General features: G+C 62.7%; 15 protein-coding genes and 2 tRNA genes. 3 read left to right on the forward strand and 14 right to left on the reverse strand.

What is annotated here, in order from left to right:
- Window positions 1-191: 191 nt before the first annotated feature.
- Window positions 192-1,403 carry a DNA-binding transcriptional regulator gene (locus M3I54_RS35445; protein ID WP_254344218.1) on the forward strand — a complete coding sequence of 404 codons (1,212 nt, stop codon included), beginning with the start codon at window positions 192-194 and terminating at the stop codon, window positions 1,401-1,403.
- Window positions 1,404-1,461: 58 nt separating this feature from the next.
- Window positions 1,462-2,562 carry an aldose epimerase family protein gene (locus M3I54_RS35450; RefSeq protein ID WP_254344220.1) on the forward strand — a complete coding sequence of 367 codons (1,101 nt, stop codon included), beginning with the start codon at window positions 1,462-1,464 and terminating at the stop codon, window positions 2,560-2,562.
- 16 nt (window positions 2,563-2,578) lie between these two features.
- Here M3I54_RS35450 and M3I54_RS35455 read toward each other — a convergent pair whose 3' ends face one another.
- From M3I54_RS35455 to M3I54_RS35465, 3 genes are all read right to left on the reverse strand, one after another.
- On the reverse strand, window positions 2,579-3,439 hold the full coding sequence (locus M3I54_RS35455; protein ID WP_254344222.1) for a 3-hydroxybutyryl-CoA dehydrogenase: 861 nt from the start codon (window positions 3,437-3,439) through the stop codon (window positions 2,579-2,581).
- Window positions 3,440-3,624: 185 nt separating this feature from the next.
- A complete protein-coding gene (locus tag M3I54_RS35460) occupies window positions 3,625-3,945 on the reverse strand; it encodes a DUF190 domain-containing protein (RefSeq protein WP_254344224.1) in 321 nt (106 codons plus the stop codon).
- 109 nt (window positions 3,946-4,054) lie between these two features.
- Window positions 4,055-4,624, reverse strand: coding sequence for an acyloxyacyl hydrolase (locus M3I54_RS35465; protein ID WP_254344226.1), 570 nt, complete (start codon window positions 4,622-4,624; stop codon window positions 4,055-4,057).
- Window positions 4,625-5,263: 639 nt separating this feature from the next.
- Between M3I54_RS35465 and M3I54_RS35470 the strand changes: the two genes are divergently transcribed.
- Window positions 5,264-6,667: an MFS transporter gene (locus tag M3I54_RS35470; protein ID WP_254344228.1), complete on the forward strand. Its 1,404-nt coding sequence runs from the start codon at window positions 5,264-5,266 to the stop codon at window positions 6,665-6,667.
- 140 nt (window positions 6,668-6,807) lie between these two features.
- Here M3I54_RS35470 and M3I54_RS35475 read toward each other — a convergent pair whose 3' ends face one another.
- The 11 genes from M3I54_RS35475 to M3I54_RS35525 form a co-directional block, all read right to left on the reverse strand.
- Complete coding sequence (locus M3I54_RS35475) at window positions 6,808-7,746, reverse strand: DMT family transporter (RefSeq protein ID WP_254344230.1); 939 nt, start codon at window positions 7,744-7,746, stop codon at window positions 6,808-6,810.
- Window positions 7,747-8,000: 254 nt separating this feature from the next.
- Window positions 8,001-8,077 (reverse strand) — tRNA-Pro (locus tag M3I54_RS35480).
- A gap of 93 nt (window positions 8,078-8,170) precedes the next feature.
- Window positions 8,171-8,569 (reverse strand): MerR family transcriptional regulator, encoded by a 399-nt coding sequence (locus tag M3I54_RS35485; RefSeq protein WP_254344238.1) that lies wholly within the window; start codon window positions 8,567-8,569, stop codon window positions 8,171-8,173.
- A 169-nt stretch (window positions 8,570-8,738) separates the two neighbouring features.
- Window positions 8,739-9,149, reverse strand: a complete 411-nt coding sequence (locus tag M3I54_RS35490) for an integration host factor subunit alpha (RefSeq protein WP_028204248.1) — start codon at window positions 9,147-9,149, stop codon at window positions 8,739-8,741.
- 91 nt (window positions 9,150-9,240) lie between these two features.
- A complete protein-coding gene (pheT, locus tag M3I54_RS35495; RefSeq protein WP_254344240.1) occupies window positions 9,241-11,697 on the reverse strand; it encodes a phenylalanine--tRNA ligase subunit beta in 2,457 nt (818 codons plus the stop codon).
- Between the two features lie 108 nt (window positions 11,698-11,805).
- Window positions 11,806-12,819 carry a phenylalanine--tRNA ligase subunit alpha gene (pheS, locus tag M3I54_RS35500; RefSeq protein ID WP_254344242.1) on the reverse strand — a complete coding sequence of 338 codons (1,014 nt, stop codon included), beginning with the start codon at window positions 12,817-12,819 and terminating at the stop codon, window positions 11,806-11,808.
- A gap of 236 nt (window positions 12,820-13,055) precedes the next feature.
- The gene (gene rplT / locus M3I54_RS35505) at window positions 13,056-13,415 is read right to left on the reverse strand and encodes a 50S ribosomal protein L20 (protein WP_004192938.1); all 360 of its coding nucleotides are present in this window, start codon (window positions 13,413-13,415) and stop codon (window positions 13,056-13,058) included.
- 30 nt (window positions 13,416-13,445) lie between these two features.
- Window positions 13,446-13,643, reverse strand: coding sequence for a 50S ribosomal protein L35 (gene rpmI / locus M3I54_RS35510; protein ID WP_004191477.1), 198 nt, complete (start codon window positions 13,641-13,643; stop codon window positions 13,446-13,448).
- A gap of 292 nt (window positions 13,644-13,935) precedes the next feature.
- Window positions 13,936-14,457 (reverse strand): translation initiation factor IF-3, encoded by a 522-nt coding sequence (gene infC, locus M3I54_RS35515; RefSeq protein ID WP_254344249.1) that lies wholly within the window; start codon window positions 14,455-14,457, stop codon window positions 13,936-13,938.
- A gap of 49 nt (window positions 14,458-14,506) precedes the next feature.
- Entirely contained in the window at window positions 14,507-16,414 is a 1,908-nt protein-coding gene (thrS, locus tag M3I54_RS35520; RefSeq protein ID WP_254344244.1) for a threonine--tRNA ligase, read from the reverse strand.
- Window positions 16,415-16,705: 291 nt separating this feature from the next.
- Window positions 16,706-16,782: transfer RNA gene (locus tag M3I54_RS35525), tRNA-Val, on the reverse strand.
- Window positions 16,783-16,851: the final 69 nt, after the last annotated feature.

Raw genomic sequence — 16,851 nt, forward strand, 5'->3', positions numbered from 1 at the left:
CTGCCGACTGGCGCGGGGGGCGCGCCCGCGATCCCGAATGTGGGCCTAGAATAACCGGACGCTTGAAACGACGCGCCGCAGGCGCCAGAGACATCGTAGCGCGGTGCACATTGACGCGCACCGCGCCCGAACTGGAGACATGGCGGCTTTCCGCAGGCGTTCCGCGCCGGGCGAACAGCCGCCGACACGACATGACCCGTGCCCCCGCTTCACAGACGCCCCACCGCATCGCACTGCTCTTCAACGCGAATAAGGTGTACGACCGCGAGATCATTGCGGGGATTGGCCACTATTTGCGCTCCACGCGCGTCGCGTGGGACCTCTTTCTCGAGGAAGACTTCCGCTGCCGCCTGGCGGGCATCGAGCGCTTCGACGGGGACGGCATCATCGCCGATTTCGACGACCCCGCCGTAGCCGACGCCCTGCGCGGCTGCCCGCTGCCGGTGGTCGCCGTGGGCTCGTCGTTCGAAGATGCCGGCCACTACCCGGCCGACGTGCCCTATATCGCGACCGACAACCGCAAACTGGTCTCGCTCGCGTGGACGCATCTGATCGGCGCGGGCCTGCCTAATCTCGCGATGTACAGCCTGCCCGTCGCCCAGGAAAACCGCTGGGCGCAGGAGCGCGAACTGGCATTCCAGGCGATCGCCCGCGAAGAAGGCTTGCAGGCGCCGATCTACCGGGGCCAGGCCACCAGCGCCAGCGCCTGGAATCAGGCCATCGAGCAGTTGAGCGTCTGGCTGCACAGCCTGCCCAAGCCCGTGGGCGTGATCGCCGTGACCGACGCACGGGCGCGGCATTTATTGCAGGCGTGTCTGATTCACGGCATTGCCGTGCCCGAGCAGGTGGCGATCATCGGGATCGACAACGATCCGCTCACCCGCACGCTCACGCGCATCCCGCTCTCGTCGGTCATCCAGGGCACGGAGGAAATGGGCAAGACGGCCGCCCACTTGCTGCATCAGATGCTGCGCGGCGCACGTTTTCCGGGCCAACGCATTCTGGTTCCGCCCGTCGGCATCAATGTGCTCGAATCGACCCGGCATGAGCCGCTGTCGAGCCCGCATGTCATGCGTGCACGCCACTTCATCCGCCAGTACGCTTGCCAGGGCATCAAGACCGAGCAGGTGGCCGACTACGTGGGCGTGTCGCGCTCGTCGCTGGAGGAATATTTCCGACGTGAACTGCAGTGCACGGTCCACCAGGAAATCCTGCGCCACAAGCTCGACGCCGCAAAGGCGATGCTCGCGAGCCGCGACGCCTCGAGCGCGGAGGTGGCGATCCGCTGCGGATTCACGTCGCTGCAGTACATGTATGCCGTATTCCGGCGAGAACTGGGATGCACGCCGCGCGAATATCAGGACAGTGTCGCGAACGCTTCGGGCCCACGCCTGTCCACTTGATGAAGCGGCTTCGGCCATCCCGGACAATCACGCTTTCTTCATACGTTCTCTTCACCTCATGAACACTCTTGCTGCCCATCTGACTTCCGAACCGTGGGGCGCCCTGCCCGGTGGCGACGCCGTGCGGCTCTATACGCTGCGCAACGCGCAGGGCATGAAGGTGTCGGTCAGCGACCTCGGCGCGACGCTCGTCTCATGGCTCGCGCCCGATCGCGCCGGCCGCCTCGCGGACATCATGCTCGGCCACGACACGCCCGCGGACTATCTCGCAGCCAACACGTACATGGGCGGCCTGATCGGACGCTGGGCCAACCGCATCGCGGGTGCGCATTTCACGCTGGACGGTATCGACTATCCACTCGATCGCAACGAGAACGGCAATCTGCTGCACGGCGGCGCGAACGGCTTTCATCGGCAGATGTGGCAGGTGGAAGAAGATCGGGGCTCACTGGTGCTGCGGCTCGACTCGCCCGAAGGCGACGGCGGTTTTCCGGGCAATGTGAGTGTGCAGGTGCGCTATACGCTCGACGACGAAGGCACGCTGACGCTCGAATACGAGGGCGTGTCCGACGCGCCTACGCCGCTGAATCTCACGAGCCACGGCTACTTCAACCTTTCCGGCGAGGTGAGCCCGGACATTCGCGGCCACGTGCTGACGATCGACGCGGACGCCTTCCTCGAAGTCGATCCGAAGTTGATTCCCGTGCGCATTGCCGACGTCTCGGGCAGCGCCTTCGACTTCCGCCATGGCGCGCCGCTCGGCGCACGGCTCGACTGGCCGCACGCCCAGCTAGAGCGCGCACGCGGTTTCGACCACTGCTACGTGCTGCGCGCGCCCGAGAGCACGGCAGGCACGCTGCACGCCGCGCCGGGGCTATGGCCTGTGCGGCCGGTGGCGCGCGTCTACGAGCCGGGCAGCGGACGCGAGCTTGCCGTCTCGACCGACCAGCGCGGCCTGCAACTCTATACGGGGAATTATCTGGAGGGGCAGCCGGGACGCCGGGGCGCGACGTGCGCGCGCTATGCGGGGCTGTGCCTCGAAGCGGGCGGCTTCCCGAACCAGATCAACATGGAAGCGCCCGCCTGCGACGAAGTGGTGCTGCAGCCCGGCAAGACGTATCGGCAGGTCACGCAATACCGCGTGAGCGTGCTCCCCTGAAGCCGGGCGCCCGGCTTCAGGACACTTTGTCGTACTGATACACGCCGCGGCCGGTCTTGCGGCCGAGCTGGCCCGCCGCGACCATCTCGCGCAGCAGCGGGCACGCGCGATACTTCGAGTCGCCGAAGTCCTTCAGGAACACATCCATCACCGAAAGACACACGTCGAGGCCGATCAGGTCCGCCAGCGCAAGCGGGCCGATCGGATGATTGGCGCCGAGCTTCATACCGGCGTCGATCTCCTCGGCGCTCGCAATGCCTTCCGCGAGCACGAAAAACGCTTCGTTGATCATTGGGACCAGAATGCGGTTCACCACGAAGCCCGGTGCGTTCTTCACGGCGATCGGCGTCTTCTCGAGGCGCAGCGCCATTTCGCGCACCGACTCGGCCACGTCCGGGCGCGTCTGCAGGCCGCGGATCACCTCGACGAGCGGCATCATCGGCACCGGGTTGAAGAAGTGCATGCCGATGAAGCGCGACGGGTCGGCGAGCGTGGTCGCCAGCGCCGTGATCGAGATCGACGAGGTATTCGACGCGACGATCGCGTCGGGGCGAGCCGCGGCTTCGATCTGTTTGAGAATGCGTGTCTTGAGCTCGGCGTTCTCGGTCGCCGCCTCGATCACGAGATCGACGCTCGCGAGTCGCTGGTAGTCGGTGGTCGTTTCGATGCGTGCGAGCGCGGCGTCGCGCGCGACGGCTTCGAGCTTGCCCTTCGAGACGAGCCGCTCGAGGCTATGGGTGAGCGTGGCGACGCCCTTGGCGAGCGCCGCATCGGTGACGTCGATTATCACCGCCTTGAGCCCCGCCACCGCCACCGCCTGGGCGATGCCGTTGCCCATCGTGCCTGCGCCCACGATACCTACCGATTCGATTGCCATGCCTCGTCCTCACTCCTTGTCTGCGACGCCGGCGTGTCGCTATGGAAAATGCCGGTCATGCGGCGCAACGCGTGGTGCACCGCACCAATACCCACAGTGTAACGGGTTGTGGGAATCGACCGGAACTCGCGTGACGGGAGCACCTGCGGCAAAGTGCCTGCGCGGCGGCGTGAAGACCCTGCCGGTCAGGCGCCGGCGATCCGGCCGTAGTCGATTGCAGTGCGTGTATAGAAGAGTTCGACGCCGCCCGCTTCCAGTGTGACGAGGAGCGCGTCGATGGAGGGCTCGTCGGCGACGATCAGCACCACGGTGGGCTCGTCGGCCAAATCGAAGAAGTGGGCGGCGTGCATCTTTCCGTGGGCGTCGAGGCCTTCGTAGCCTTCCAGCACGGTGATGCCGTAGACGCCCTGCGCACGCGCGGCGTCGATGATCCACGCGACCACCGACTTGTGGCCCTTCTTGTGCTTGCGGCTCGTGTAGAGCGTGAGTTGACTGCCTGCGGGCATGGGCACCTCCATGCAGTCGGAAATACAGTCATTAGGCGCCGCGCGACAGGCGGCATGCAAAAAAATTCTAGCACGCGCCCTGACACACGCCGGCATGCCCGCTGCCGCCCTAGAAGTTGTACTGGAAGTAGATCTGACTGAAGTTCGTACCCGGATTCGGCTCCTTGATATCTGCGTTCGACAAATGCTGAAAACGGAACCCTGCTTGATAGTTCCCGTGCTCGCCGAACTGCGCCCCAACACCGACCATGTCAACGAACTGGAACGACGTCGATGTCGCGCGGTCGGGCGTCTGCCGTACGTGCGAGAGAAAGTGCAAGCCCACGCCCGCCTCGATGAACGGCCTGAACCAGCCGCTGTCCTTGATGAAGCGGAAAACGGGCGTCACGCCGTATTCCCAGATATGCGAGTAGACAGCATCGGGCGCGTTCAGCTTCCAGTAGGCGACATGTGCCTCGCCAAGCAGTGTGAAGTGATACCCGCCGATATGCCACCACTGCAGGCCCGGATCCCACACGAGAGCGAGATCGAGCTTTTTCACGTCGTGGTCCGCTACGCCCGCCCCGAGCTGTACGCCGAATGTGTTGTCTGCTTGCGCGCTAGCCGCGCCGAAAGCACAAAGCGCGGTGAGCGCCCCACGCGCCGCATGAGCGTGCCAGACGAATCTTCTTGCTTTCATATAGATCCCCGATTCGATCGATTCGGCATGACGCCATGCATCGGGCACAACCACGATTTGCGCAGGTTCGGCATCAGCACAAATTCCATACAAATACACCAGGCACTTGTCATTCGGACAGAACAAATACCATCACGCTCAAATGTTCAGTAATGAACCCACGCGCATATGAGAGCGAAGTTTAGCGTCGAAAAGTCGAACGCGCTCGCTGGCGCGCCCGCAGACCGCCCGCCCGTAAGGCCCTGCGGCTTGATAAAGACTGACTGACAGCTTTCAGTTTTCGATTATTGAATCAGGCAACCCGTACTGATCGATTATTTACGGAAGAATTTACGAAATACGGACTCACCTTGTTAACGAATCCGTCTCAATTACTGCCTTTCGATTTACAGAGCGTTCAAATTCGTGAATATCAATTTTCCGATTTGCTGACCGTCCCGATATTCCTCTGCGTAAAACCGGTATGACGTTTGGACTCGGGTATTCCCGAACATCGCGGAATGCGCCGCGTAGCTGTACCCAAATTGAGGACAGACAGCGCGCGAGCCCCTCGCATAATCCGCGTGAATTGTGATCCGCGGCAAACAACAACGTCATAACCCTTGCCACGCTCACGTCCCGATGCTTAGGAGGAGACACATGAGCCCAATCCCGCAAGGGCATGCTTCGCGCGTGCCGCAAACGTCCGCGCAAGCGCAGTCAAACGGTGCAGCCGCCACCGAACAAGTCACGCGCAAGGTCTCGCGCCATTTGCTCGGCTTCCTGTTCCTGCTATTCGTCGTCTCGTTCCTCGATCGCATCAACATCGGCTTCGCGGGCCTGACGATGATGAAGGACCTCGGCCTGTCGAGCACGCAGTTCGGCTTCGCCACCACCCTCTTCTACATCGCCTATATCGCGTGCGGCATTCCGGGCAATCTGATGCTCGCGCGCGTGGGTGCGCGCCGCTGGATCAGCTTCATCATGATCGCATGGGGCCTCGCCTCCACCGCGACGATGTTCGCCACCAACGCCACCACGCTCTACTGGCTGCGCATGCTCGTCGGCGTGACCGAGGCAGGCTTCCTGCCCGGCATGCTGCTCTATCTCACCTGCTGGTTCCCGAGCGCGTGGCGCGCCCGGGCAAACGCCCTCTTCATGATCGCGATGCCCGTGACGGCCGCGCTCGGCTCCGCAGTCTCGGGCTTTATCCTCAAGCTCGACGGCCATGCGGGACTCGCCGGCTGGCAGTGGCTCTTCGTTCTTGAAGGCATGCCCGCAGCGCTGCTCGGCTGCGTGGCGTACTTCTACCTGGACGACACGCCGCGCGCCGCGCGCTGGCTCAGCACGGAAGAAAAGCGCACGCTCGAAGCCGCGCTTGCCGAGCCGGCCGATGCCCTCGCTTCGCCCACGGCGCACGCAGCGAGCGAGCGCAGCCTCTGGCAGCAGTTGCGCTCGCCGGTGGTCCTGCGCTTCGCGGCGGCGTACTTCTGCCTCGTCAATACGCTCGCGATGGTCGCAGTGTGGGCACCGCTGATCGTGAAAGGCTTCAGCGCCGGGGCGAGCAACGTCACCGTGGGCCTGGTCGCGACGATTCCGCAGCTCGTCACCATCGTCGCGATGATCGCGTGGGGGCGCAGCTCGGACCGGCGGCAGGAACGCAAATGGCACCTCGCCGCGCCGATGCTGCTCTCCGGGCTTGGCTGCGTGTTGACGGCGCAAGGCGGCGCGCCGCTCGTGCAGTTGCTTGGCGTGTGCCTCGCATCGGCGGGGTCTTACACGGCGATGTCGATCTTCTGGACCACGCCCGATCAGGCGTTCACGCCGCAGGCGCGCGCGGTAGGTATTGCCGTGATCAATGCGATTGGCAATATCAGTTCGGCGGCAAATCCGCTCGTGGTGGGCTGGCTCAAGGATGCGACGCACAGCTATGCCGCGGGGCTCGTTTATTCCGCGGTGCTGCTCGTGTTGGGGGCGGCGATCGTCGCGACGTTGCCGATCGGGCGTGGCGGTCGCAGCACTCGAGAAAAGGACGCGAAAGCCGTGCCTCGCGCCGCGGCTTGAGCGAGCTTGAGAGTGCAAAACGCGCGACGGCAATCGTCGCGCGTTTTCGTTGATCCCGCTCGTAAAGCAGTGCGTGGCGGCTCGCCCGTATGGCGCTCGCAGCGCACCTGCTTCGCCCGCGCCGTGCGGGCGCTCCCCTGCTAGCGTTCCGCGCCTGCCCCGCTGCGGCGCGCGGTGAATCCCGGCAAGCGCTTCACGAAGCCTGTTGCGAGCGCGGTGCCCACGAGAATCGCCGCGCACGCCTCGACCATGCCCATCGACACTCGCTCGCCGAGAAAGAGCGCGCCCCACAGAATGCCGAAGATCGGGATCACGAACGTCACCGTAATCGCGCGCGCCGGCCCCACTGCTGCGATCAGCCGGAAGAACAACAAATACGCGATACCCGTGCACGCCACGCCAAGGCCGAGCACCGCGCCCCACGCATGCAGCGAGATGGGCGCAGCGGGCCAGGTTGCCATGGCGAACGGCGCGAGCACGAGCGTCGCGCCCGTCATCGTCCCGGCAGCGACCGTGAGCGGATCGGCGCCCGTGAGATGGCGCTTCGTATAGCTCGCGGCAACGCCGTAAAGCGCCGCTGCGACCAGCGCCGCGAGGGCGGCAAGCGCAGCGCTTGTGGGTGACGCGCCGCCGCCGGCGTGCGTCACGACCTGATCCCACACCAGCGCGAGCACACCTGCGAAGCCGATTGCCAGCCCGACCACACGCAACCCGCTCAGACGATCCTTGAGCCAGACATACGCGACGACTGCGCCCCACAGCGGCGTGGTCGCGTTGATGACGGACGTGACGCCCGCGGAGAGGGTGAGTTCGGCCCAAGCGAAGAGACAGAACGGCGCGGCCGAATTAAGGATGCCGACTATGAAGAGCGGCCACGCGCGTTCGCGCAGCGTGCCGAGCGCTTCGCGTGCGGGGCGCCGTGAAAACAGCACGAGCAGAAGGAACAGCGCGCCGATGCCGACGCGCAGCGCCATCAGCGGTGCGACGCCGAAGTCGGTCACGCCGACGCGGATGAACAGAAACGACCCGCCCCATAGGGCGGCGAGGAGGACCAGTTGCGCGAGTTCGATCGGGTTCATGTGAAGTGGCGCTGAGTGAGCATGGGGTTGCGCGCGGGTGCGCGATTCTACGAATCACGGGCGCGAAGTACGCGTATCGTAAGGCGAGCGGCACGCGCCGTATAACGAAGGATTCTCACCGATATGTGAGGAAAATTGACAGCCGGATCTTGCGGTGTCGTTCGTGCGCATGCGTGTCGCGTGTTGTGCTTGTTTTGCAGCGCGCAAAAAGGACAAAGCCCGCGTAATCTTTCGACTACGCGGGCTCTATTCTTTGGTCGGGGCGAGAGGATTTGAACCTCCGACCACCTGCACCCCATGCAGGTACGCTACCAGGCTGCGCTACGCCCCGAGAGCTAGAAAGTATAACAGAGAGTTTCTCTAATTAGAACCGCTTCGCACGTAATTCGTGAACGACTCACATGCATGCGTCCAAAGAGGTGTTTCAGCGCCCAAGCGCATCGAGCACATGCAGCAATTCCTTGCGCAACTGATCGACGTCCACGAGCGCGGCCGTGCCTTCAGCAGCGGGCGCCCCCACTGCTTCGGACTGCCCGGCTTCGCCGGCCGCCGCTCCATGCGAGTCGAGCCGATTGCGCGCGCCGTTGATCGTGAACCCCTGCTCGTACAGCAGTTCGCGAATGCGACGGATCAGCAATACCTCGTGATGCTGGTAATAGCGACGATTGCCGCGCCGCTTCACCGGCTTCAACTGCGTGAACTCCTGCTCCCAATACCGCAGTACGTGAGGCTTCACGCCGCACAGCTCGCTCACCTCGCCAATGGTGAAGTAGCGCTTGGCGGGTATGGGGGGCAAGACGACCTTTTCGCTTGTCGATGTCATCGCCGGGTTGCCGTCGTGGTGGTTGCGCAATGAGGCGTCGCCGCCTGGGTCCTTGGAATCCGCTATTTCTACTTATTCGTTCACGCCCGCCATATTGCCACCGCCGCGGGCGTACCGGCGCGGGCGTACCGGCGCGGGCGTACCGGCGCGGGCAGACAAGCTCAACGCATCAACGCGGGAAGCTCGCCTCGGCGCCGCTCTCCACGAGCGCCTTCAACTTCTGGCTCGCATGGAACGTCACCACGCGACGGGCCGCGATGGGTATCGCCTCGCCCGTCTTCGGGTTACGGCCGGGTCGTTGCGGCTTGTCGCGCAACTGAAAATTGCCGAAGCCGGAAAGCTTCACGCTGTCGCCGCTTTCAAGCGCGTCGCGAATCACTTCGAAGAAGGCTTCGACCATGTCTTTCGCTTCGCGCTTGTTGAGACCGACGTTGTCGAACAACAGCTCAGCGAGTTCGGCTTTCGTCAGCGTGGGCGTGTCGTTCGTGGCGCTTGCCGACGAGGCAGGAATGTCGCGAATCATGGCGCTACGCTGTGCCGCAAGAAGGGCTTCGAAATCACTCGAGTTCATTTCGTTCATCTATCTATGCAATGGCGCGCTGCCGGCTGCGGGGTCGACTTGCAACCTCGCAAACCGGAAGCCGATGTCGGTACGTGATGAGCCGAGGAGCTTATCCGCGCAACCGGGCGCCATACACTCGAGCCAGGCGATCCACCAGGGACTTGATGGCCGCATCGACCGTTTCGTCCTGAAGGGTTCCGCCAGTATCTTGCAGGGTCACCCGGAAGGCAAGGCTTTTCTCGTCCGCGCCAAGTCCGGAAGTATTTGATTTTGCACGAAATTCATCGAAAAGCGCAACCCTCTGCACAATCCGGCAAGCCTCGTCTTGCATACCCTTCTGGAACTCGTCGAGCAGCGCCTGCACCTCGATCTTTTGATCGACAACAAGAGCGATATCACGGCGGACCGGCGGGAATTTCGAGACTTCGCTAGGCGTTGGCAGCTCGCGCGCCATCAGTGCGTCGGCCTCGATCTCGAAGAGCATCGGTGCGTGCGGCAGGTCGTACTTCTGCATCCAGCGCGGATGCAGCTCGCCAATCCAGCCTGCAGCCTTACCATCGACTTCGATGCGCGCACTACGTCCCGGGTGCAACGCGGGGTGTTCTGCCTTCACGAACCGCGGCGTCTTCGCGGCGCCGAGCGAGGTGAACAATGCTTCGAGATCGCCCTTCACGTCGAAGAAGTCCACGCCGCGCGTTTGCGCGCCCCACTGCTCTTCGAGCGCGGGACCGTAGGCGAGCGCACCAATCATCTTCGGTTGTGAGAAGCCTTCCACCGTCATCTCGCTCGCCTTGATCGACGGATCGTTCAGGAACACGCGGCCCGCCTCGAACACGCGCACGCGGTCGGCGCGGCGGTTGAGGTTGTGGCGCAGCACGTTGATGAGGCTGCCGAACAGCGTCGTGCGCATGACCGAGAGTTGGCTCGCGATCGGGTTCAGCAGCTTCACGGGATTCGCGTTGCCCGCGAAGTCCTGTTCCCATTCGGCATCGACGAAGCTGAAGTTGATCGTCTCAGCGTAGTCGCGCGCGGCGAGCGCGTGACGAATGGCGTGGATCGAACGACGCGTTTCGTTGGTGGCACGCATTTCGCTGCGCGCCACCGGCGGCAACGCCGGAATCTTTTCGACGCCGTAGATACGCGCGACTTCTTCGATCAGGTCTTCTTCGATCTCGATGTCGAAGCGGTACGGCGGCGGCGTGACGCTGAAGCTTTCGTCGCCCGCATTGTCAACCCCACGCGTGAACGTGAGGCCGAGGCGCGTAAAGATTTGTGCGATCTCGTCGGCGCTGATCTTCACGCCAATGATGCGGTTCGCGCGCGCCACGCGCATCTTCACCGCTTCGCGCTTGGGCACGTTCACGGTTTGATCGTCGATCGGGCCGGCTGCACCGCCGCAGATATCGAGAATCAAGTGCGTGATGCGCTCGATATGCTCGACGGTCGTCGACCAGTCCACGCCACGCTCGAAGCGATGGCCTGCATCGGTCGAAAAGTTGTAGCGGCGCGAGCGGCCACGAATGCTGTCCGGCCACCAGAATGCGGCTTCGAGATAGATGTTCGCGGTGTCGAGCGTGACGGCCGTGCTGTCGCCGCCCATGATGCCCGCGAGGCTTTCGATCTCGCGGTCGTCGGCGATCACGCCCACGGTTTCATCGACTTCGACGGTGTTGCCGTTGAGCAGCCTGAGCGTTTCGCCCTTCTTGCCCCAGCGCACGTCCATCGAACCGTGGATCTTGTCGAGATCGAACACGTGCGACGGGCGGCCGAGTTCGAGCATGACGTAGTTCGAGATATCGACGAGCGCCGAGATGCTGCGCTGGCCCGAACGCTCGAGGCGCTCGACCATCCACATCGGCGTCTTCGCGTGCGCGTTGACGCCGCGGATCACGCGGCCCGAGAAGCGGCCGCACAGGTCCGGCGCCGAGATCTTCACGGGCAGCTTTTCATCGAGCTTCACTTCGACCTTCGGATACACGGGCGCCTGCAGCGGTGCGCCGGTGATCGCGGCCGTTTCGCGCGCGATGCCGTACACCGAAAGGCAATCGGCCTTGTTCGGCGTGAGCTTGATTTCGAAGATGGTGTCGTCGAGATTCAGCGCTTCGCGGATGTCCTGGCCGATGGGCGTCTCTTCCGGCAGGATCATCAGACCGCTGTGGTCTTCCGAGAGCTTCAGCTCGCGCGCCGAGCACAGCATGCCCTGGCTTTCCACGCCACGCAGCTTCGAAAGCTTGATCGCGAAAGGCTTGCCGCCTTCTTCGGCGGGCGGCAGTTCGGCGCCCACGAGCGCCACGGGCACCTTGATGCCTGGCGCGACGTTGGGCGCGCCGCACACGATCTGCAGCGTCGCGCCGGTGCCGGCATCGACCTGCGTGACGTTGAGCTTGTCCGCGTCCGGGTGCTTCACGACTTCGAGCACGCGCCCCACGACGATCTTCGTGGTGGGCGGCGCAGCCGGGCTCAGGCCTTCGACTTCGAGGCCGGCCATGGTGAGCGCGTGGGCCAGTTCATCGGTCGTGAGCTTCGGATCGACAAAGCTTCTCAGCCAGGATTCGGGGAATAGCATTTGGTTTTACGTTCCAGACAGATTGTGACCGTCGCGGGGCGGGTTCTCGCGCACCTTCTTCAGGTGCTGCGTCCGCCTCGCGCGCTGCAAGCGAATGCGCCGCTTCGCTTAAGCGAACTGACGCAAAAAGCGCAGATCGCCTTCGAAGAACAGGCGCAGGTCCTGCACGCCATAACGCAGCATCGTCAAGCGTTCGAGGCCGCTACCGAACGCAAAGCCGATGTAGCGCTCCGGGTCGAGGCCCATGTTGCGGATCACGGTCGGATGCACCTGGCCCGAGCCCGAGATCTCGAGCCACTTGCCGGCGTTCTTGCCGTGCTCGAACATCATGTCGATTTCGGCCGACGGCTCCGTGAAGGGGAAGTACGACGGACGGAAGCGCACCTGAATGTCGTCACGTTCGAAGAACTTCTTGAGGAAGTCGGTGTAGACACCCTTCAGGTCTGCGAAGCTGATGTTCTCTTCGATCCACAGGCCTTCGACCTGGTTGAACATCGGCGAGTGCGTGGCGTCGCTGTCCACGCGATAGGTGCGGCCCGGCACGATCACCTTGATGGGCGGCGTGTGCGTGCGCGCGTAGCGCACCTGCATCGGACTCGTGTGCGTGCGCAACAAAAGCTGACGGCCATCGGCGTCCTTGCCGTCCACGTAGAACGTGTCCTGCATGGAGCGCGCCGGATGGTTTTCCGGGCTGTTGAGCGAGGTGAAGTTGTACCAGTCGGTTTCGATCTCGGGACCGTCGGCCACGTCGAAGCCGATCGAGCCGAAAATACGCTCGACACGTTCCCACGTCTGCATCACCGGATGCAGGCTACCCGTGCCCGTGCCGCGGCCCGGCAGCGTGACGTCGATCGCCTCGGCGGCGAGACGCTGGTTCAGGAGCGCGTCCGCGAGCGCCTGGCGGCGCGCGCCCAGCGCAGCTTCCACCTGCTGCTTGACGGCGTTGATGCGTGCGCCTTCGGTCTTGCGCGTTTCCGCGTCGAGCTTGCCGAGGCCCTTGAGCAGTTCGGTCAGCGCGCCGGACTTGCCGAGAAAGCGGGCCTTTTCGTTTTCAAGCGTGTTGACGTCGGGGGCGGAAGCGAACGCGCTTTGCGCGTCGGCGACAATCTGGTCCAGATCCATTGATCCCATCTTTTCAGCGTCAGAGTTTGAGACTTGGAGCATCTCCGCGCTCACGGCACGCCATCATGAAGCCTGGCAATGACGGCGCGAAGACACTCCATGAAGCAGCGCAAGAAGCGTAATTACCAACAAAAACGGGGCTCGGTGAGGAGCCCCGTTTTTGTTGCAGCATCACCGAGACTACCGGAATGTCTGCTGCAACGAACCTGCGCAATACCTATGCTTAGTACCAGCGCTTAGGCAGCGACGGCGGCCTTCACCTGCTTGACGATCGCAGCAAATGCAGCCTTATCGAACACAGCCATGTCAGCCAGAACCTTGCGGTCGAGTTCGATCGACGCCTTCTTCAGGCCGTTGATGAACACGCTGTAGGTCATGTCGTGCTGACGCACCGCCGCGTTGATACGCGTGATCCACAGTGCGCGGAACACACGCTTCTTGTTGCGGCGATCGCGGTAGGCGTACTGGCCTGCGCGCATGACCGCCTGCTTGGCGATGCGATAGACGTTATTGCGACGGCCGCGGTAACCCTTGGCCAGGTTGATGATCTTCTTGTGGCGGGCCCGTGCGGTAACCCCACGTTTGACTCGAGGCATATTTCGCTCCTATGAGTTATCGGTTGAGGATTACGCGAACGGCAGCATTGCGCGCACGGAGTTCAGATCGGAATCATGAACGGCCGTTGCACCACGCAGATGACGCTTGTTCTTGGTGGTCTTCTTGGTCAGGATGTGACGCTTGAAGGCTTGACCGCGCTTGACGGTACCGCCCGGACGAACCACGAAGCGCTTTGCAGCGCTCTTCTTGGTCTTCATCTTCGGCATGACAGACAACTCCATTATTTGATGGACATGGGTGTGCGGTTGGCGCGGTGTTCACACACCTTGCCGGGACTCCGCCCTTCGAAACCCACTCCACTTGTTTTGGCGACTGGCCGGCTTTTGAAAAACAAGCTTGCCGCCGCTTTCAGGAAAAACGCCCGTTTGCCGCACTTCACGTGCAGCACGCGGGCGCCGTTCCGGAACCTGCTTCCCGCCTTCTGCGCACCACGGCGCCGAAGACGTCATTGAAAACTGCCTTTGACCGCCGCGCAGACTGCACCGCGCGGCACGCCAGTTACTTCTTCTTCTTGGGCGAAAGCACCATGATCATCTGGCGCCCTTCCATCTTCGGCATCTGCTCGACCTGACCGACTTCTTCGAGGTCGGTGCGCAGGCGCTCGAGCATGCGCATACCGATTTCCTGGTGGGCCATTTCGCGGCCCCGGAAACGCAACGTGATCTTCGTCTTGTCGCCGTCTTCGAGGAAGCGGACGAGATTGCGCAGCTTGACGTTGTAGTCGCCGTCATCGGTACCCGGGCGGAATTTGACTTCCTTGACCTGGATGACCTTCTGCTTGAGCTTGGCCTCGTGCTGCTTCTTCGCCTCCTGGTACTTGAACTTGCCGTAGTCCATCAAACGGCACACCGGGGGCACTGCCTGCGGGGCAATTTCAACCAGATCGACGTCCTGTTGTTCCGACAGTCGGAACGCATCGGCCAGCTTTACGATGCCGAGCGGTTCATTGTCGACTCCGACGAGACGCACCTCGGGTGCACTAATTTCACCGTTGATGCGATGCGGCTTATCCGTAGCGATGTTACGTTTCCTCTAAAAATTAAAAAAACGAGCCGCGCTGCCAGGTGGCTTACTTGAACGTCCTGACGTCTTGCGCCAGACGCTCAGCAAAGGCTTCGACGGGCATGACACCCAGATCGACGCCGCCACGGGCACGCACGGCTACCGTTTGTGCTTCACGCTCCTTGTCTCCGACGACAAGCAGGTACGGGACCTTCTCAAGCGTGTGCTCGCGTATTTTATAGCTAATTTTCTCGTTGCGCAAATCGGCCTGCACTCTAACCCCTTGTTTTTGCAACGATTGGGTCAGATTCGCGGCATATTCGGCCTGACTTTCCGCGATATTCATCACAACGGCCTGCACCGGAGCGAGCCACGGCGGCATCGCGCCGGCATGGTGCTCGATCAGAATCCCGAGGAAACGCTCCATCGAACCGAGAATCGCGCGGTGCAGCATGATCGGGCGGCGGCGGCTGTTGTCCTCGGCCACATACTCGGCGTCAAGGCGCTCCGGCAGGACCATGTCGAGCTGCAGCGTGCCGCACTGCCACGAGCGGCCCAGCGCGTCCTTGATGTGGTACTCGACCTTCGGACCGTAGAACGCGCCCTCGCCGGGAAGCTCTTCCCACTGCAGACCGCAGGCCGTGAGCGCCTCGCGCAGGCCCTGCTCGGCGCGATCCCACGTTTCATCCGTCCCCGCGCGCGAATCCGGGCGCAGCGAGAGCTTGATGTCGATGTGATCGAACCCGAAATCCTTGTAGATGCTCATCGCCAGCGTGTTGAAGGCGATCGACTCGCTGATGATCTGATCTTCCGTACAGAAGATGTGCGCATCGTCCTGGACGAAGCCGCGCACGCGCATGAGGCCGTGCAGCGCGCCCGACGCCTCGTTGCGGTGGCACGAGCCGAACTCCGCGTAACGCAGGGGCAGATCGCGATACGAGCGCAGGCCATGGTTGAACACCTGGACATGGCCCGGGCAGTTCATCGGCTTGATCGCGTAGTCGCGCTTTTCCGACTCCGTCGTGAACATGTTTTCACGATAGTTCTGCCAGTGACCCGACGCTTCCCAGAGCGAGCGGTCCATGATCATCGGCGTCTTGATTTCGTCGTAGCCGGCCACACGCAGGCGGGCGCGCATGTACTGCTCGACCTGCTGCCAGAGCGTCCAGCCCTTCGGGTGCCAGAACACCATGCCCGGCGACTCGTCCTGCATGTGGAACAGGTCGAGCTGCTTGCCGAGCTTGCGGTGGTCGCGCTTTTCGGCCTCTTCGAGCATGTGGAGGTACTGGTCCTGGTCTTCCTTCTTCGTCCAGGCCGTGCCGTAGATGCGCTGAAGCTGCTCGTTCTTCGCGTCGCCGCGCCAGTAGGCGCCCGCGAGCTTCATGAGCTTGAAGACCTTGAGCTTGCCCGTGGACGGCACGTGCGGGCCGCGGCACAGGTCCGTGAACCCGCCGTGCGAGTACAGCTTGATGTCCTGGTCGCCCGGAATCGATTCGATGATCTCGGCCTTGTACTTCTCGCCAATGCTCTTGAAGTAGTCCACGGCTTCGCCGCGCGTGACGACGCGGCGGGACACCGGCTCGTCCTTCTTCGAGAGTTCCTGCATGCGCTTTTCGATCTTCTCGAGATCTTCGGGCGTGAAGGGACGGTTGTAGGCGAAGTCGTAATAAAAGCCGTTGTCGATGACCGGCCCGATCGTGACCTGGGCTTCCGGATAAAGCTCCTTCACCGCATAGGCCAGCAAGTGCGCCGTGGAGTGACGGATGATGTCGAGGCCGTCGGCGTCCTTGTCCGTGACGATGGCGAGCGATGCGTCATGATCGATCAGCGTCGACGTATCGACCAGTTCGCCGTCGAGCTTGCCGCCGAGCGCCGCCTTGGCGAGACCGGGGCCAATCGAAGCCGCCACTTCGGCGACCGTAACGGGATGATCGTACTGTCGAACCGAACCGTCTGGCAGACGTATCGCAACCATGTATTTCTCCAGAAGTGCCGCGAAGGCACATCGTATTGTTCGTGGGAACAGACCGCGGAAAACTTCGCAGCGAAAAAAAATGCGGCCCCGCTTTCGAGGGGCCGCATTCACTTTTCAAACCTGACTGCAGAGGCGAAAGAGGTCCTCGACTAGCGTCGCTCCGAAACAGTTTCGGTAAACGTTCGCGGTGTCATAACCGTATTCGCCTCATTGCGCTTCCTTTGCAGGCACAGCGCGCTTTGTGCAATTTACTGCCTTGAGCCCCTGACAAAGCCAGAATCTCGATTTCGTTGGTAGGCTCGATTGGACTCGAACCAACGACCCCCACCATGTCAAGGTGGTGCTCTAACCAGCTGAGCTACGAGCCTGAAGAAGAAAGATTATATGAAGTGGCCGCAGACTTGGCAAGCTTTTTTTGCAGCGCGGCAATCCCGGCC

Origin of the sequence: Paraburkholderia sp. CNPSo 3274, from assembly GCF_024206475.1 — a bacterium.
Taxonomy (GTDB): Bacteria; Pseudomonadota; Gammaproteobacteria; order Burkholderiales; family Burkholderiaceae; genus Paraburkholderia.

What these genes read in the sequence shown, in the direction of transcription:
- pheT (WP_254344240.1), bottom strand. Translation starts at nt 11,697, where the DNA reads ATGCTATTCCCCGAATCCTGGCTGAGAAGCTTTGTCGATCCGAAGCTC.
- M3I54_RS35465 (WP_254344226.1), bottom strand. Translation starts at nt 4,624, where the DNA reads ATGAAAGCAAGAAGATTCGTCTGGCACGCTCATGCGGCGCGTGGGGCG.
- thrS (WP_254344244.1), bottom strand. Translation starts at nt 16,414, where the DNA reads ATGGTTGCGATACGTCTGCCAGACGGTTCGGTTCGACAGTACGATCAT.
- M3I54_RS35470 (WP_254344228.1), top strand. Translation starts at nt 5,264, where the DNA reads ATGAGCCCAATCCCGCAAGGGCATGCTTCGCGCGTGCCGCAAACGTCC.
- M3I54_RS35445 (WP_254344218.1), top strand. Translation starts at nt 192, where the DNA reads ATGACCCGTGCCCCCGCTTCACAGACGCCCCACCGCATCGCACTGCTC.
- M3I54_RS35460 (WP_254344224.1), bottom strand. Translation starts at nt 3,945, where the DNA reads ATGCCCGCAGGCAGTCAACTCACGCTCTACACGAGCCGCAAGCACAAG.
- pheS (WP_254344242.1), bottom strand. Translation starts at nt 12,819, where the DNA reads ATGGATCTGGACCAGATTGTCGCCGACGCGCAAAGCGCGTTCGCTTCC.
- rpmI (WP_004191477.1), bottom strand. Translation starts at nt 13,643, where the DNA reads ATGCCGAAGATGAAGACCAAGAAGAGCGCTGCAAAGCGCTTCGTGGTT.
- M3I54_RS35475 (WP_254344230.1), bottom strand. Translation starts at nt 7,746, where the DNA reads ATGAACCCGATCGAACTCGCGCAACTGGTCCTCCTCGCCGCCCTATGG.
- M3I54_RS35490 (WP_028204248.1), bottom strand. Translation starts at nt 9,149, where the DNA reads ATGAACGAAATGAACTCGAGTGATTTCGAAGCCCTTCTTGCGGCACAG.
- M3I54_RS35455 (WP_254344222.1), bottom strand. Translation starts at nt 3,439, where the DNA reads ATGGCAATCGAATCGGTAGGTATCGTGGGCGCAGGCACGATGGGCAAC.
- M3I54_RS35450 (WP_254344220.1), top strand. Translation starts at nt 1,462, where the DNA reads ATGAACACTCTTGCTGCCCATCTGACTTCCGAACCGTGGGGCGCCCTG.
- rplT (WP_004192938.1), bottom strand. Translation starts at nt 13,415, where the DNA reads ATGCCTCGAGTCAAACGTGGGGTTACCGCACGGGCCCGCCACAAGAAG.
- M3I54_RS35485 (WP_254344238.1), bottom strand. Translation starts at nt 8,569, where the DNA reads ATGACATCGACAAGCGAAAAGGTCGTCTTGCCCCCCATACCCGCCAAG.